We start from the raw sequence: 16,297 nt of genomic DNA, 5'->3' as shown, positions 1-16,297 counted from the left end.
GGATTTCTATGACTTTTTAGTAAATAGCACTTATTAAATTGGCTAATCGCTAATGTTCATTCTTATTCTCTGTTTTGTAGACATCCCTAATAAATTAAAGACTTCTGCTGTTAATAATCAGTAGGTTTTCATTTATCGGTGTTGCTATTTTTTTTGGTGATGACTTTAATCCAAACGTTAAACTACATTCAAATTTGAGTTCTATCTCTTGTTCTAGAGCTGACCAGGTAATAAGTAATACCGAAGTATCATCAACTAAGTCTCTATCAGCCAAACATACATCAGGTTCATTGATGAAGCTTTGCTGCTGCGCCTCATCTAACTCCATCCAAAAGCCATCTGTTGCTAAAGCAAAAATATTATCAATTGAAAAGTCTAATTCAAACGTTTCAGGTTCAAATTTACGCCTTAAGTTTAAACTCTTAGTTAATATATGGCGTTCAGGAACTGAGCTTATCGAACTTTCAAAATCGTTACCCAATGGGTTCGCCCCAGTATGAACAGGTGATAACCATTGAATACTTTTATTGTTGAATAAACCTAACCGACAATCACCTGCACAGAAGCCATAAATTTTATTGGAGCTACCATTACGGTACAGTGATAAAAAGCTGGCAATACCTATTTTCAATTCTTTTTTAGTTGCGCTGAAAGCCTGTTGGATAATTTGATTACGCTTCTCTGCGTCTTCAAAATAATCCTCTAATTGAGGTTTATCTTGTGCTATTTTTTCTGAAAAAAGCTTAACACTGTTTATAAGTAAGCCTTGGAGGCAAGCATAGAAATGTTCGCTAAACCTTTTAGCTAGGTTTGTTGTAGCGATTGATGAGGTAGATATATCAATTACAAATACCCAAGTACCGAAGTCAGTATTTATTATCGAAAAATAATCTTTGTTTTCTGCTCGTTCGAATCCTTGTTGAGTCCGGTGTATCAGTTTTAGTGAAGAAGGGTCAGCCATACACAATACAGCCTTCGATACGCTCAAAGATCAACTGCTCTCTGTCTAAACTATTCCTAGCAGTTCCCTGAACTGCATACTCAAAATTACCATCTTCCATTAAACTATTAAGCTGTTCGCTAATATAATTTTTCAAGTCTTCTGAGGCTGATAAAATATCATTAACTATTGATGCTCTACCATCGAAAATATTAAGTAAATCTTCAATATCATGACTTGAAAGAGCATCACCCTTCCCTCTTCCTAAATAGGCTTCGAGCTTTGTGGCTACAAAATATTCTGGCGTTATTAATTTAATGGTTAATGCATCATTCAGCACGTAGTCTTCGGCGGTTGCTACTGCGTCTTTATACCATATGTTAGTAAAACCAAGCGCTTTCTCATCAACTGGCATAAAATCAACTTTAAGGTTATCAAGTATCATGCGGCACATAACATCCTCGCCCATGTCAATAGAAAACCCTTTCACTTTAAGTTGTTCCTGCAAATCAGTCCAAGCTGCATACCCCATGATATCAACAATCAAATCAACATCGTCGGTATACCTTATTTGCTCTTTAGTAAACTCATCAGTGACCAATAGCCCTGTGGTGCAACCCCCAACAAATACCATTGATCTTATTAAGTCATCTCCAAGTGCAGTAGCAACTTTTATTAACATCTCTTTTTGAAGGTTGATTGTATTCATTTGGCTACCTTAAATATGCTATTGAGCATTTCTAGTGCTAAATTTCGTTCTCGTGGATGGCCTATTCTTATCGCATCAACTAACGCTAGCATCGCGTACAACTGGGCATCTTGCTGTACTGCTAAAAATACTTTAGGGTGTAATGGCTCAATTAACATGCCTTTAGTATTACCCCTTGGATTTGACCATACAGGCTGAAGCTCTCCAGACGTCATTAACTTACCTCTGAGAACAGGGGCAGCTATCGACGTAGCGATCCCTCTGCCAATCACCCCCTCTTTTGCAGGAAAAACGTATCGAATACCATAGGCAATAAACTCCAACAAAGCCTTAGTATTTGTTTTAGGTACTTGAAGTTTGCGATCTACTTTTGCAAGTCCTACGGAATACATCCGATTAAGGCTAAGACTAATCTGAGATTTACTTATCCCAGTTAAACCTTCTAAGTTTCTTAAGGAAAATCGGCTTTCAATTTGATCCATTTCGGTAAAAGTAGGTTTTAACCCCTTTTCATCCCAATCCTCCCAAGTACCATCCACTTGAATAATGTCCGAATCACCATCTTTCCCATCAAGCCCCACATGCAGCGAAATCAATTTTAGTAATAATAAAACATCTTGACTTTTCATCTACCCTCCAAGTAACGCGTCCCGAGTCCTAGGACTCGGGACAAGTATCTCTTTAGGTATTTAAATAGTCAACAGTAAAAATTGAATAAGTGTATATTTGCTAATTAAAATTTTCGTGCTCGATTCACTTACCTAATCTATCGCTATCGCCTCATTTTATATAAAGCTCTTTCTGAAGAATAATAAGGCAACAAAGGGGTAAACTTTAACTGGTATCGTAATCATTGATCGTTGGGTTATCGCTCATAGCTGCCGTAAATTAACTTGCGGGCTCAACTAAAGCTATTTGTACTTTTAAAAATAAATCATAAAGCATTTATATTATTTCTGGACGTGTGAGATTATCTTACAGAGGTTTGAACACGTAATTCCAGCCCTAGAACAAAAAGATCCTCTTTGATCAAACCACTCAATAATTGTACTAATTAATGCAATTAGTCATAAATCTGTAACCTTGATCCGCGATAATCTCTATCCGATAAATGAATAGACTCAAGAAGACTAAGTAAGATGAGTACACCCTTAGTGCAACTAACATTTGCACTGCAATCATTTGATGATTCTATGTCTGCGGCGATGAGCCACGCTATGGAATATGAAAAGCTATCGCTAAAAGCCAATGCTGCGCATAACATTACGCTGCAGTGTGTGTTGCCTGATGGCGCAAATGAGAGCGATGTTATTTCACTAAGTGCAACGCAGCCCAGTGCACGTGGGGCGCAGTATTTTACTGAAAAAACGCTGAGCAATGCGGACCTTGAATCTGGTACTGTAAACCTAACTTTAAGTAACATTACACAAAGCCAGTGTTTTGTAGTGCAAATGATGCTGCACGGAAAAAATACGACCTTAAAAGAAAGCCAGCAACTCGATGTGTACATTAAAGCATTTGAGCAAGGCTATATTCCTGAGCAAATAAAAACTGAACATACCAAGTCACAGGGCGTTCGTAGCTACTTTGCGAGTATGGGGTCTACGTTTTTATCGCTGTTTTAGTGCTAACTGCACCTAAATTACGCGATGCGACAAGTTATTAATCTGCAAAACTTACTTTACCCATAGTAACTCCAGCGATACCCTGCGCGGTGTTACTTAGGTGTTGCTGCTCTCCTGCTAGGCATTCGTTTGCTAAAATAGCAAATAACACAGCCTCTTTTGCATCGGGATTTATACCTAAATCGTCGGTATTTTTAAAAGCCTTAATACGTGGGCAAAGCGCTGTAAGTTGCGCCATTAGTAATGGATTATGAATACCCCCACCACTTGCATACACCACACAATTTTGTTCGCGCTCTGCACACTCGTTTAATGCATTTGCTATAACGGTTGCAGTAAAGGTATTTAAGGTGGCCATTACATCTTCGTGGCTTAAGTGCTGTGTATTTGTAAGCTGCTGTGCGGCGTTTAAATACGCTAAGTTAAATACCTCTGGCCCTGTGGTTTTAGGCATTGGGAGTTTAAAAAATGCGTTATTACATAATGCATTTAATAATGGTGTATTTACCTTGCCTGCTTTTGCTATTTTTGCGCCATCGTCATAATGCATATCTTTAAAATGTTGCTGTACGTACGCATCCATAATGGTATTACCGGGGCCAATGTCGGAGCTAAATACGCCGTTTGCATCACCATTTTTGGGTAAAAACGTTAAGTTAGCTATGCCGCCCATATTTAGCAAAATCCGACTCTCAACAGCGCTCGAAAAATACAAATAATCGCCATACACAGCAAGTGGTGCACCCTCGCCTCCTGCGGCTATGTGTTTTTGCCTAAAGTCACCAATGGTAGTAATACCCGTAGTAACGGCTATTTGGTCGCTATCGCCAATTTGTAAGGTGCCATTAGTAAAGCTTTTGTGATTATGCTGCGACTGCGGGCAGTGGTAAATGGTTTGCCCGTGGCTTGCTATTACATCAATACTTGCAGGGTTTATATTCCACTTAGCTAAGCACTGGTTAACCATATCGCCATGGAGTTTACCTACCCACGGGTGCAGTAAAGTAACAAGCTCTAAATCGCATTCTCGTTTAGCAAATACCTGCTTTATTTTAGTTTTATAATCGTCGTTGTAATCAACAGTAGTAAAATTTAAAACCTCAATGTGTGTATTTAAGCCCGCGCCCGTTACTTTACACAGTGCAACATCAAGCCCGTCCAACGAGGTACCGCTCATTAAACCAATAATTAAACGGCTAGGTTTTTGGGCGCTGTTATAAAGCGCTTTAATGTGAAGGTGCATAATGGCATCTAAAATAGGTGTAATATTTTGCTTATATTAGAGGACTTTAAAACAAAGTAATAGCCGTAAACCGTTTAATTTAGGTTCTGATTGTTTAATGTTAAAATGATTGTTAAGTTAGTGTGCATACTAAAAATTTATGAAAAAATATGATCACCCTCAGAGAGTTTAAAGCCCAAGACGCGCCTTTTATTATTAACACCTTAAATGATGAACAGGTAACGCGTTATTTATCGTCAAAAATTCCGTTTCCGTATACACAAGCAGATGCTGATTGGTGGATAAACCAAGGCTCAAAAAACGGCGTAATTGATGCAACGGTTAAGGCCATTGTTGTAAATGGGCAATTTGCGGGCTGTATTGGTATAACTCCCGGCGAATTTGAATACAGCCACAGTGGCGAAATTGGTTATTGGCTTAATAAAGCCTATTGGGGGCAAGGTATTATTACTCGCGCTATTGAACTTATATGCGAAGAAGCGTTTGCAAACTCACACTTAAACAGAATTTTTGGCGCTGTGTTTGCTGGTAATACCGGCTCTATGAAAGCACTTATTAAAAGTGGCTTTGAGCAAGAGGCTGTGCTTAAACAGGCCATTTATAAAAATGGTCAATTTTACAACAACCATATATTTAGCAAGCTCAAAGCAGACTAATTACTCTAATTAAATTTGCGCAAAGGTTGAATTATCAACCACCCGCCCAAAACTCCTTTATTAAGGTACGCATTGTACATATTCATACTGCTTAGCCGCGCATTATTGTTTAGCTGATCACGATTTTTAAAGCGTAAACATTCGGTAAGTAGTTTATTTATATTAATAGGAGATCTTTTATGTCTACGACTAGTCGCCAACTTACTCTTGAATCACGCCCTAATGGCGCTCCAACAGATGAAAACTTTAAATTAAAAACGGTAGAGCTTCCTGCATTAAAAGACGGCGAAGTTTTACTACGTACTATTTACCTATCACTAGACCCGTATATGCGTGGTCGTATGAGTGATGCTAAGTCGTACGCTGACCCAGTTAATATTGGCGATGTAATGGTTGGCGCAACAGTGTGCCAAGTAGAAGAGTCTAAAAACGATAAATTTAGGATCGGTGAATGGGTACTTGCCTACACAGGTTGGCAAGACTACGCCATTACCGACGGTGAAGGCTTAATGCAGTTAGGTAAAGAGCCTGCAAACCCTTCATACGCATTAGGTATTATGGGTATGCCTGGCTTTACTGCTTACATGGGTTTACTTGATATTGGCCAGCCTAAAGAAGGCGAAACCGTAGTTGTTGCAGCAGCAACAGGCCCAGTAGGTGCAACGGTTGGGCAAATAGCTAAAATTAAAGGCTGTAAAGTAGTCGGTGTTGCTGGTGGTAGCGAAAAATGTGCACACGCCGTTGAAAAACTAGGGTTTGATGCCTGTATTGATCACAAAGCTGATGACTTTGCAGAGCAGTTAGAAAAAGCCTGTGATAAAGGCATTGATGTTTACTACGAAAATGTGGGCGGTAAAGTATTCGACGCCGTACTACCATTACTAAATACCGCAGCGCGCGTACCATTGTGTGGTTTAGTATCGCAATATAACGCTACTAGCTTGCCAGAAGGCCCAGACCGTTTAGGTATGCTAATGGGTCAATTGCTTACTAAGCGTATTAAAATGCAAGGCTTTATCATTTTTGATGATTACGGCGACCGTTACGACGAGTTTGCACAAGACATGCAAAAATGGCTACAAGACGGAAAAATTCAATACCGTGAGCACATGGTAGAAGGCATCGAAAATACAGTAGACGCGTTCAACGATATGATATGCGGTAAAAACTTTGGTAAAACTGTGGTTAAAATTAATAAGCCACTTTAATTTTATACGGCTTGTAAGGCAAAGCCCTTACAAGCCACAAAAGGACTGACATGATCAAACTACACCATTTAAATAAATCACGTTCTAAACGCGTAATTTGGCTTTTAGAAGAGCTAAATGTTGACTACGAAATTGTGGCTTATCAGCGTAATAAAGACACCTTCCTAGCTCCTGACGAACTAAAGCATATTCATCAACTTGGTAAGTCACCGGTAATTGAAGACGGCGGTTTAATTATTGCTGAATCAGGCGCTATTACAGACTACCTTATTACCAAATACGGTAACGGTAAATTTGCTCCAAAAGTAGATACCGCTGAATATGTTGACTACCAGCAATGGCTGCACTTTGCAGAAAGCTCAGCAATTTTACCGCTTTTACTTAAAATGTTTGTACTAAAAGACGGCGCTAAAACGCAGTTTTTAGAAGGCTATGCTGACGCTGAAACAGCTAAAGTAATTAGCTACTTTAACGACCGCCTTGAAGGTAAACGTTATTTAGTGGGCGATACCCTAACGGGCGCTGACTTTATGATGTCGTTTATTGTTGAAATAGTTAAAAACTCAGGTCAATTAGCGCACTTTAAAAACCTCGTTAAATACGACGAGCAATTACAAAGTCATGAGAAGTTTCATACAGCTAATGAGCTAGAAGCAAAGTACGACTAACTACTTTTATATAATATTTTTATATAACACTAAGGGGCATTTAGCCCCTTTTTTAATGCCTGAAAAACACTCCTCATTAAAGTTACGCTTGTAAACTAAATTAACAAATAATCCCTTATTGCTAATAAAACTTTAATTAATAAGGCATAATGCTGCTATTGTTTTAGAATAATCACTAATAATACAAGCTGCTCTTGCGCGTATTGACTCACACTTGGGATCAACCATGACCATAAACATGCGTTTAACGACCGGCTTTGGCGTAATTTTATCAATGATGCTTATTTTAACCATTATTGGCATTTCGCGCGTTAGCCTCATTAATAATAACATTACCCACATGACCGACGTAAATTCGGTAAAGCAACGTTACGCAATTAACTTTAGAGGCAGCGTACACGACAGAGCAATAGCCGTGCGCGATGTAGTGCTAATTACCGATCAAAGCAGTTTAAGCTCCGTGTTAAAGAGCATAAAAGAGCTAAACGCATTTTACCAAACGTCAAGCCGGTCTATGGCCGAGCTAATGGGTAATATGAATAATGAAGAACGCGCTTTAATTAATAAAATAAATCAAATAGAGCAGCGCACTCAACCTTTCATTCAAGGTGTTATAAACGCTAAAAATGCAGGAAACCTAAACGAAGCTGAGCGCATTTTATTGACCGATGCACGCCCTGCGTTTACCCAGTGGCTAAATGTTATAAACCAATTTATAAACCTGCAAGAGCAAGCAAATCAAACCACCACTATCGATACTCTAGATATTGCCAGTTCATTTAAAATTTGGATGATTTCGCTCACCTCACTTGCCTTTTTAATAGGCATAAGCGTTGCGTATGTTATTAGCCAACTGATCAGAAATTCAGTAGGTGGCGAACCACAAGAAGCCGCTGAAGTAATTGCCCTTATTGCCCAAGGCGACTTAAGAGGTGATGTACAGTCGTGTTGCCCAAATAGCATGATGGCTTCTGTAGGGGTGATGCAATCTAAATTAAAAACCATTGTAGATAGCATTATTAACTCATCTGAAGAGCTTTCTACTCACTCTGCAAGCGTAGCGTCTGGCTCGCAGCAAGCACTTAGTGCCGCTGACGCACAAGTAACTTATACAAACTCGGCAGTAAGCAGCCTAGAAGAAATGAGCCGTAGTATCCATGCTGTAGCCGACTCAGTTAGGCAAACAGAAGATAACTCAAAAATAACCGCGCAATTATCGCAGCAAGGTAGTATTGCAGTGCAAAAAGTAGCGGCCGAAATTGAGCAAATCTCAGTAACCGTAAAAGCCACAGTTACCCAAGTAAACGTGCTGCAAGAACATGTAAAACACATTGGCGATATTTTAAGTGTGATCCGCAGTATTTCTGATCAAACAAACTTGCTTGCACTAAATGCAGCAATAGAAGCTGCAAGAGCAGGCGAAACAGGCCGAGGGTTTGCTGTTGTTGCTGACGAAGTAAGGCAACTTGCCCAGCGTACTGGTGATGCAACTGGCGATATCGAAAAGATGATTTTGCAAGTACAAGAAAACACGCAAGCGTCGGTAACAGCTATGGAAACCACAGTACCACAAGTAGAAAATGGCCTAACACTTACTCACGAAGCAAACGAGCTACTGCATCAAATACAGCAACAAGCTAATGACTCATTAAGTAACGTGCTTGAAATTGTTGAATCAACATCAAACCAAGTAGCCACTGTGGCGCAAATTAGTACCGGCGTAGAAGAAATTGCCAGTATGTCCAAAGAAACCAGCATGTCGCTTAACAGTAACGCACAAGAAGCTGTTGCATTAGCTGACCTTTCAAACACACTTAAAAAGTATATTAGCTACTTTAAAGTTTAATTTTTATAGTAAGCAATAAACAAAGGGGCTTTTAAGCCCCTTTGTTGTTTATGTACATTTATAATAGCGGACTATATACCCGCTAAATCGCGCTCGGTAATACACTCACCCGACGCCATTTCAAACTCGCGGCAAACTAATGGGCGGTTTTCGTAAATGGAGCACATAAGCGTATTGCGGTCGAGTGCTTGGCACCAACCGTCGTCAGCGCGTTTCATTACTTCGCTGCCCCATTTATCGTATTCTATATAGTTGAAAGGCACGCCGGTGTCGGTTACTATGCGCACTTCTAATTGGCAACAACAGGCTTGGCAGTTAGCACACGTAACGGGCTCTGGGGTAGTAGCAATATTTTCAACGGGAATAACAATATGAGGCATAGTGGCTTACTTTTTTGAATAAGCCACTAGGATACAGTAACTAATTTAACGCGCTAGTAGTTTTGCTTTAATATCGCTGTAACGCATTTGCTCGCACAGCGCAAAACCACTCAGTTGGCGCACTTTATTACGCGCAAATAACGGCACACTCATCCCCGCTAAAAAGCGGCATTGGGTTTCAATCCCCACATTATGATTACCCTTGCCTGCCATATGCGCTAAAAACTCATCTACCTTTTGATAAATAAGTTGCTCGTCAATATATGCAGGCTCTATAGAGTACTCAAGCTTAACCGCATGCCCTCTACACACACTACAATGCCCACATTGCTCAGGTGCATTTTGATCGTCAAAATAGCGCGCTAAGTTATAGCTTAAGCAACTTTGTAGCTCAAAAAAGCGTACCAGTGCAGCAATACGTTTAATTTCGGCTTGTTCTTTATCGGTAAAATAGTCGTGAAGTTGCTGGGCAAGTTCAGGGTTATTTATAACCTCTCCATGCACTTTGTATACTTGGGTAATACGTTTGGTTTCGAGCGTTATTAGGTTTTTTTCGGCTAGGTAATCAAGGGCTGCCACTACGCGTTTTCGATCAACCTGCGCGGCTTGCGTAAGGGAGTCAAAATTTAGCGTGCCCCATATTTTTTTAAAATCGGTATGGCTAAATATTTGTGTTAAAAATGCTTGGCGTTGCTCATCAAAATGACCAAGTAGCTCGTTTTTATCAACCAAAAATTTATATTTAAAATCGGCGTAGTAAGCATATTGCGGCGTTATAGCGCCTTGTATTTCAAGCTGTACAAGTAAGGTTTTAAGTGCCAGTTGCCTAATATTACTTTCGCTTGAAAGGCTATATTCTTGCATTTCCCATTGCTGGTGGCTTTGGCGAATATCGTTAATTACATATTCAATACCGCTAAGCTCTGGCGTGTCGCCATATACAAAGTTTTCTACCGTATTTAGGCCGTCTAGGTTAGCAAGCGTGTAACAATTTGATGGATCGCCATCGCGTCCTGCTCGGCCAATTTCTTGGCTGTAGTTTTCTATCGATTTTGGTAAATCGTAATGTATAACAAAGCGAATATCCGATTTATCAACGCCCATACCAAAGGCTATGGTTGCCACTACGACGTTAATTTTACCGCCCATAAAGTCATCTTGAATTTGCCAGCGTAGCGTATCTTCAAGCCCCGCATGATACGCCACCGCGTGCACACCTTGAGCACTTAGCACATTAGCAACTTGCTCAGCGCTTTGCTGTAGCGTTACATACACAATACCTGGGCCACTTTGCGCACGCACTATGTTGGTAAGCTCGGTGTTTTTATCGGCGGTTTTAACGCTCAACACACTTAAATCTAAATTAGCGCGGTAAAAGCCCGTTTGCACAATGCACTCAGGCGCAATAGCAAAGCGCTCTGCCATATCGCGTTTTACTTTTTTAGTGGCCGTTGCTGTAAGTAACAACACTAAAGGAATATTAAGCTCTTCGCGGTAACGCGGCAGTTTAAGGTAGTCGGGTCTAAAGTTATGGCCCCATTCTGATATACAGTGCGCTTCGTCTACCACTAACATCGAAAGCGCCACTTGGCTTATAAACTCTCTAAAACGCTCGTTTTTAAAGCGCTCAACCGACACCATTAATACTTTAATTTTACCGTTTCGCACATCATTCATTACGGTGCTGCTTTGCATTTGATCTTGGCTCGAATCAAGGCTGGCAGCATAAATACCTTTGCTATTTAAAAAGCTAATTTGATCTTTCATCAATGCAAGCAAAGGCGAAACCACTAAGGTTAAATTTGGTAAATGCAACGCAGTTAATTGATAGCACAACGATTTACCCGAGCCGGTCGGAAATATAGCCAACGACGATTGACCATTTAAAAGCTGCTCTATAGTTTGTTGTTGCCCTGTTCTAAATTGGCTAAAACCAAAGTGCTGCTCAAGTGATTGAATTAGTGGCGTGGTCATAAATGTCCTTTTGATGGCTAAACAATAGTCATGCTTATAAAAATGCAGTGTAGATGAAATATTTGCATGTATACCCAAACCATCTCAAGATGAGAGTTTCAGTTGGAGTTAAAAGCGATTTAGGCAAGGCATTGATTGCAAATAATAGTGGTTCTATTGTTAAAATCAATAACGCAGTATAAATCGCTTTTAAACCAACCCATTGGGCGTTTCACAGGCACTTACTCTCATCGTTGTTACTTCTTAAAAGGGGGCTGCCATTCTTGCAAAGTAACGCCTTGATATTAAGCCCCTGTGAAACGCTGAATTCTGCATATTGAGACGGTTTGGGTATAAGTATACAACAAATAACATTATTTATTGCTGACATCGGTTTTATTTAGGCGCAAACTAGGCACCCATAAAATGAGTAGTAACTACTTGTTGCCAAAATAATTTATTGATACCCAAGTCACCTTAAAAAACTAATAAAAAATACAGATCACTTGGGTATATTATTTTTAAGGGCAACGTTATGAGTATTACAATACCTAAAATCGTCGTTATTGGCGGTGGTGCTGGCGGATTAGAACTTGCAACCCAACTGGGGCATAAGCTAGGGAAAAAAAAACAAGCAGATATACTGTTAATAGACAAAAACCGTACCCACATATGGAAGCCGTTACTGCACGAAGTAGCGACAGGCTCTATTGACCCTGATTTAGATGGCGTTGTGTATTCAGCCCATGCCGCAAAACATCATTATCGTTTTCAACTTGGTACTTTTTGCAACATAGACCAAAGCAATAAAACAATTACCCTCTCCCCATTAAACGACGAGTTAGGCCACACTATTTTACCTGGCCGTACAGTTCGTTACGATCACCTTGTTATTGCCATTGGCAGCGTAAGTAACGACTTTAATACCCCTGGTATAAAAGAGCATTGCTACTTTTTAGATTCAAGCCAACAAGCAGAGCGCTTTCAACACTCATTACTAGATAGCTTTACGCGCCTTCACCAAGACGACAACCAACAGCAATCACTTAATATTGCCATTGTAGGCGGCGGTGCTACGGGTGTTGAACTCTCAGCTGAGCTTTACCATGTGTCTGAGCTATTAAAGCTTTATGGTTTAACAAATATGTCGTCTAAGCGTTTACACATTCATTTAATTGAAGCTGGCCCGCGTATTTTACCTGCATTACCTGAGCGTATTGCCGTAAGTGCCAAGCGTGAGCTATTAAAGCTTGGCGTAAACGTGCGCGAACAAACGCAAGTGAAAGAAGGCACTGCGCAAGGCTTTATCACCAAAGATGAAGAACATATTGATGCCGATATAATGGTGTGGGCGGCAGGCGTAAAAGCACCTGATTTTATTAAAGACTTAGGTGTTTTTGAGCTTACTCGTAGCAATCAAATTCAAGTAAATGAGTTTTTACAAAGCACCGTTGACGAAAGCATTTTTGTATTAGGCGATTGCTGCGCATTTACCCAAGCCGACGGCAAGCAAGTACCACCACGCGCACAATCGGCGCATCAAATGGCGTTATGCGTCGAAAAAAATCTCATAGCAACATTAAAGCAGCAACCACTACGCGGCTTTAAATACAGCGACCATGGCTCGTTGGTTAACTTATCGAGCTACAGCACCGTGGGTAACTTAATGGGTAACCTAACCAGCAATACCTTTTTTATTGAAGGTAAAATTGCCCGCTTTATGTATATATCTTTATACCGTATGCACCAACGCGCCATACATGGCAGCGCAAAAACCTTTGCATTATGGATAAGCGAAAAAGTACTGCGTGTAGTGCGCCCAAAAATGAAATTGCACTAATCTATATATACTAAATTAAAGACAGTGAGCGTTATCACTGTCTTTAATTTTTAACATTGTCTGTGTAGAGTATTTAAAACAACTAAGGGAATTGGGTTATGACGGGTAAAACGCTAATTTTTAACTTTGACGGCACAGGAAACGAGCCCCGTGACGCAGAACAATTTAGCTCAGATCATTTTAAAGAAGACTCTAATATTACCAACATTCTAAAACTACATTTGCTGCTTGGCGGTAAATTAGAAGACTCCCCCATTACTCCTTTTGCTAACCAACTCAGTTTTTATTATCAAGGTATTGGCACTAAAGGCAGCCGCCTTAAACGCATTTTAAACCAAACCCTTGCACCTCGTGGTGACGACGTAGCCAGTATTTTAAATCAAGCGTTAAGCGACTTTAAAGCTCACTACCTAATAGGCGATACCATACTGCTAACGGGCTTTAGCCGAGGCGCTGCGCTTGCCAGACGTTTTGCTAAATGTTTAGAACCCTTAATAAGCAACAACGTGTATGTATGTGTGTTTGATACCGTCGCCTCTATTGGTTTATCTAAAGTAAGTAAAGCTACACGCGGCGCAGAACACGTTATTTTTGAAAACCACACCATTGCCAACAACATTACTCACGCGCTGCACTGCGTAGCCCTTGACGAAAAACGCCGCGCCTTTGAACCCACACTCATGAACCATCAAAACAATATTACCGAGCTATGGTTTGCAGGTGCGCATTCAGACATTGGCGGCGGTTACTACCGCGATGGCCTAGCCGATATTAGCTTGCGCTATGCACTTGAGTGGTTAATAGAACAACCACTTGATATATCGTTACTCACTAGCCACGATATAGATTACGAAACCCTACTCCCCGATAGCAACTTAGTAGCACAAGATGACGTAACCGTAACGCCCGATCCGCTCGCATTAAGTCATCAACAAAATTACTTTTGGTTTAACCCGTTTTTTAAATTAGTAGATAGGCAGTGCTATGTATTAATTAATGACGAAGCCAGCAACCTTGAGCCTTTGGTGCACTTCAGCGTAGCCGAACGAATTAATAAGCTAACCAGTTATCGCCCAGAATCGCTTAAAAAACTGCATTACAAAATTAGCTATAACGACAACACCACGCTTAGTTTTATTGGTTTAAGCCAACATATAGAACTGGCTAATCAAAACATGAGTGTGCTGAGCATTAACCAAAGCCAAGATGTAATGGTATTTGCCTCTGAGCAATACAACGCAACCGGCCTCATGCTAGAGCAAGGCGCTACGTACCGCTTTACCCCATACCCAAATCAATACTGGTTTGACGATGGCATAAAGTGCACGCCATTAGGCTGGAACCGCGATAACGTACAACTTGGCGTAAAAGAAATCCCAATGGCTGTGCTTGAACCATTTAGACGATTTCCTCGCGCACAATGGTTTTCACTCATTGGTGCTATTAATAAAAACGACGACCACCTTTTTGAAATAGCCAACGGCGCCGATATTAAAATAGATAAATCAGGCGAGTTTTGTCCATTTGCAAACGACCTAAGCCGCTTTTATGGCGCTAATGCAGGTAAAATAAAAGTGAAAGTAACGCGGCTGGGATAAGAGGTTGCACAGTATTTAAAATTGTAGGCGTGAGTTTATCTCGCGCTTTGGCTTTATAAAAACACCATGCGAGGTATAAAACCTCACCTACAATAATTCAAACACCACAATCAACAAAACCGTAGGTGCGATTTTACATCGCGCTTTGTTCTTTAGTAACGGCTCATAACTCCCAATCAACGCTACAAAGCCCGCCTAAACAACAGTAGGCGCCCAGCTTGCTCGCGCGAAAAGCGAAGCTTTTAAATGGTAGGTGCGATTTTACATCGCGCTTTGGCTTTATAAAAACACCCGCGAGGTATAAAACCTCACCTGTAACAATTTAAAACACCTATTCGCCTCACGTAATGAGTCGAATAATATGAGTAATTGCCTCATTGGGCAATTTTATAACGTGTACTACGCCCACCTGCGGCGGTTTTTGTTAAAAACCCAAGCGTTTGCAAGTCCGATAAATGGCGTGTTGCGGTTGCACGGCTAACCTTAGCCACCTTTTGATACTGACTCGCACTAATACCCTGTTCAAATTGGCCATCAAGTAACTTATTAAGCACTTTTACTTGCTGCTCACCTAGCTTTGTTTGATCTTTACTTGCCCAGTAATTGGTTTTAAAAATTGTTTGCTCAATATTATTAAGCGTATGGTGTATCGCATTATTAAGCGTACGTAAAAACCACTTAATCCACTTTGTAATACAAAGATCTCCACGTTGAGTGGCTTCAAGCACCTCGTAGTAGCTTTTTCTGTCTTCTAAAATAGCCACCGACATAGCGTAAAACCGAATCGACTCAGCATGTTCTTGCGCTAATGCCAGGTCGGTTATAAGGCGTGTAATACGCCCATTACCATCCTCAAGTGGATGTATTGTTACAAACCATAAGTGTGCGATAGCTGCCCGAATAAAAGGGTCTATTTGAGGATTGTTTTGCGTTTTGTTAAACCAGTTAAAAAATAGCGAAAGCTCTTTATTTACTCGCTCTTTAGGAGGCGCCGTAAAATGTAATACCGGTTTATCCAAGCGCCCCGATACCACTTGCATTGGCTCGTCACCACGCAATTGCCCGCCCTCAATTTTAGTAAATAAGCTTTGCTCACCTGCAAACAATAAGCGATGCCAATTAAGCACTCGCTTTAAATTAAGCGGTGAGTCTGTGTTATTTATTGCATCAAGCATAATCTCTGCAAGATTATCGCTTTGCACTGTTGTTGGGTAAGGTTGCTCATTAATATTGAGCTTTTTAGCAAGAGAAGAGCGAACCGAAAATGCATTAAGCTTTTCGCCCTCAATCGCACTGGAGTGAATAATATTTGCTAGTAAGGTGTCAAGGGCCTGCTGCTTTTGTTGAGCACTTTGCGCGCCCATACGCCCTACTAATAAACCTTGATTATATGAAAGATCCCTTAGTAAAGGAGCAAGCGCTGCAGCATCCCACGTAAAGTTTGGCCAGTTTTGCTGTTGCCATATCCACATAGTCTTTAGTCCTAAAGGTAATTAGCTTCAGTCTATGTTATTTATTTGCCTCATGCAATGAGGCGAATGTAAGAGTTAATTGCCTCATTACTTTTAAGCGTTAAACAGAACAATAATTCATTTTTCAATGGTAAAAACAATCCATTTTTAAGCGAGGTA

Annotated in this window: 14 protein-coding genes; 7 read left to right on the top strand and 7 right to left on the bottom strand. The window is 40.5% G+C overall.

Annotated elements, in window-relative coordinates; genetic code table 11:
• Nucleotides 1–94: 94 nt before the first annotated feature.
• From I6E85_RS12090 to I6E85_RS12080, 3 genes are read right to left on the bottom strand one after another with little or no spacing between them, the layout of a single operon-like run.
• Nucleotides 95–961 (bottom strand): hypothetical protein, encoded by an 867-nt coding sequence (locus I6E85_RS12090; RefSeq protein WP_024591166.1) that lies wholly within the window; start codon nucleotides 959–961, stop codon nucleotides 95–97.
• Complete coding sequence (locus I6E85_RS12085) at nucleotides 954–1,649, bottom strand: hypothetical protein (protein WP_024591165.1); 696 nt, start codon at nucleotides 1,647–1,649, stop codon at nucleotides 954–956. The genes I6E85_RS12090 and I6E85_RS12085 overlap by 8 nt, the downstream gene beginning before the upstream one ends.
• Nucleotides 1,646–2,278: a hypothetical protein gene (locus I6E85_RS12080; protein WP_024591164.1), complete on the bottom strand. Its 633-nt coding sequence runs from the start codon at nucleotides 2,276–2,278 to the stop codon at nucleotides 1,646–1,648. The genes I6E85_RS12085 and I6E85_RS12080 overlap by 4 nt, the downstream gene beginning before the upstream one ends.
• 510 nt (nucleotides 2,279–2,788) lie before the next feature.
• Between I6E85_RS12080 and I6E85_RS12075 the strand changes: the two genes are divergently transcribed.
• Nucleotides 2,789–3,274: a hypothetical protein gene (locus tag I6E85_RS12075; protein WP_010554987.1), complete on the top strand. Its 486-nt coding sequence runs from the start codon at nucleotides 2,789–2,791 to the stop codon at nucleotides 3,272–3,274.
• Between the two features lie 37 nt (nucleotides 3,275–3,311).
• Here I6E85_RS12075 and I6E85_RS12070 read toward each other — a convergent pair whose 3' ends face one another.
• Nucleotides 3,312–4,517 (bottom strand): anhydro-N-acetylmuramic acid kinase, encoded by a 1,206-nt coding sequence (locus I6E85_RS12070; RefSeq protein ID WP_024591163.1) that lies wholly within the window; start codon nucleotides 4,515–4,517, stop codon nucleotides 3,312–3,314.
• A gap of 149 nt (nucleotides 4,518–4,666) precedes the next feature.
• Between I6E85_RS12070 and I6E85_RS12065 the strand changes: the two genes are divergently transcribed.
• From I6E85_RS12065 to I6E85_RS12050, 4 genes are all read left to right on the top strand, one after another.
• A complete protein-coding gene (locus I6E85_RS12065; RefSeq protein ID WP_024591162.1) occupies nucleotides 4,667–5,173 on the top strand; it encodes a GNAT family N-acetyltransferase in 507 nt (168 codons plus the stop codon).
• Between the two features lie 179 nt (nucleotides 5,174–5,352).
• On the top strand, nucleotides 5,353–6,381 hold the full coding sequence (locus tag I6E85_RS12060) for an NADP-dependent oxidoreductase (protein ID WP_010554990.1): 1,029 nt from the start codon (nucleotides 5,353–5,355) through the stop codon (nucleotides 6,379–6,381).
• Nucleotides 6,382–6,431: 50 nt separating this feature from the next.
• Nucleotides 6,432–7,049: a glutathione S-transferase family protein gene (locus I6E85_RS12055; protein WP_010554991.1), complete on the top strand. Its 618-nt coding sequence runs from the start codon at nucleotides 6,432–6,434 to the stop codon at nucleotides 7,047–7,049.
• Nucleotides 7,050–7,275: 226 nt separating this feature from the next.
• Nucleotides 7,276–8,895, top strand: a complete 1,620-nt coding sequence (locus tag I6E85_RS12050; RefSeq protein WP_024591161.1) for a methyl-accepting chemotaxis protein — start codon at nucleotides 7,276–7,278, stop codon at nucleotides 8,893–8,895.
• Nucleotides 8,896–8,966: 71 nt separating this feature from the next.
• On the opposite strand, the gene I6E85_RS12045 is transcribed toward I6E85_RS12050, so the two are convergent.
• Nucleotides 8,967–9,275, bottom strand: coding sequence for a YkgJ family cysteine cluster protein (locus tag I6E85_RS12045; RefSeq protein WP_032827102.1), 309 nt, complete (start codon nucleotides 9,273–9,275; stop codon nucleotides 8,967–8,969).
• A gap of 45 nt (nucleotides 9,276–9,320) precedes the next feature.
• Nucleotides 9,321–11,249, bottom strand: coding sequence for an ATP-dependent DNA helicase RecQ (locus I6E85_RS12040; protein ID WP_024591159.1), 1,929 nt, complete (start codon nucleotides 11,247–11,249; stop codon nucleotides 9,321–9,323).
• 514 nt (nucleotides 11,250–11,763) lie between these two features.
• Between I6E85_RS12040 and I6E85_RS12035 the strand changes: the two genes are divergently transcribed.
• Together I6E85_RS12035 and I6E85_RS12030 are read left to right on the top strand one after the other, a co-directional pair.
• On the top strand, nucleotides 11,764–13,068 hold the full coding sequence (locus I6E85_RS12035) for an NAD(P)/FAD-dependent oxidoreductase (protein WP_007583476.1): 1,305 nt from the start codon (nucleotides 11,764–11,766) through the stop codon (nucleotides 13,066–13,068).
• Between the two features lie 98 nt (nucleotides 13,069–13,166).
• The gene (locus tag I6E85_RS12030; protein ID WP_024591158.1) at nucleotides 13,167–14,666 is read left to right on the top strand and encodes a DUF2235 domain-containing protein; all 1,500 of its coding nucleotides are present in this window, start codon (nucleotides 13,167–13,169) and stop codon (nucleotides 14,664–14,666) included.
• A 374-nt stretch (nucleotides 14,667–15,040) separates the two neighbouring features.
• Here I6E85_RS12030 and I6E85_RS12025 read toward each other — a convergent pair whose 3' ends face one another.
• Nucleotides 15,041–16,138 (bottom strand): Fic family protein, encoded by a 1,098-nt coding sequence (locus I6E85_RS12025; RefSeq protein WP_197236972.1) that lies wholly within the window; start codon nucleotides 16,136–16,138, stop codon nucleotides 15,041–15,043.
• Nucleotides 16,139–16,297 lie beyond the last annotated feature (159 nt).

The sequence above is a fragment of the Pseudoalteromonas sp. NZS71 genome (genome assembly GCF_015864715.1).
Taxonomy (GTDB): domain Bacteria; phylum Pseudomonadota; class Gammaproteobacteria; order Enterobacterales; family Alteromonadaceae; genus Pseudoalteromonas; species Pseudoalteromonas arctica.
This window is presented reverse-complemented; position numbering and strand designations above follow the sequence as displayed.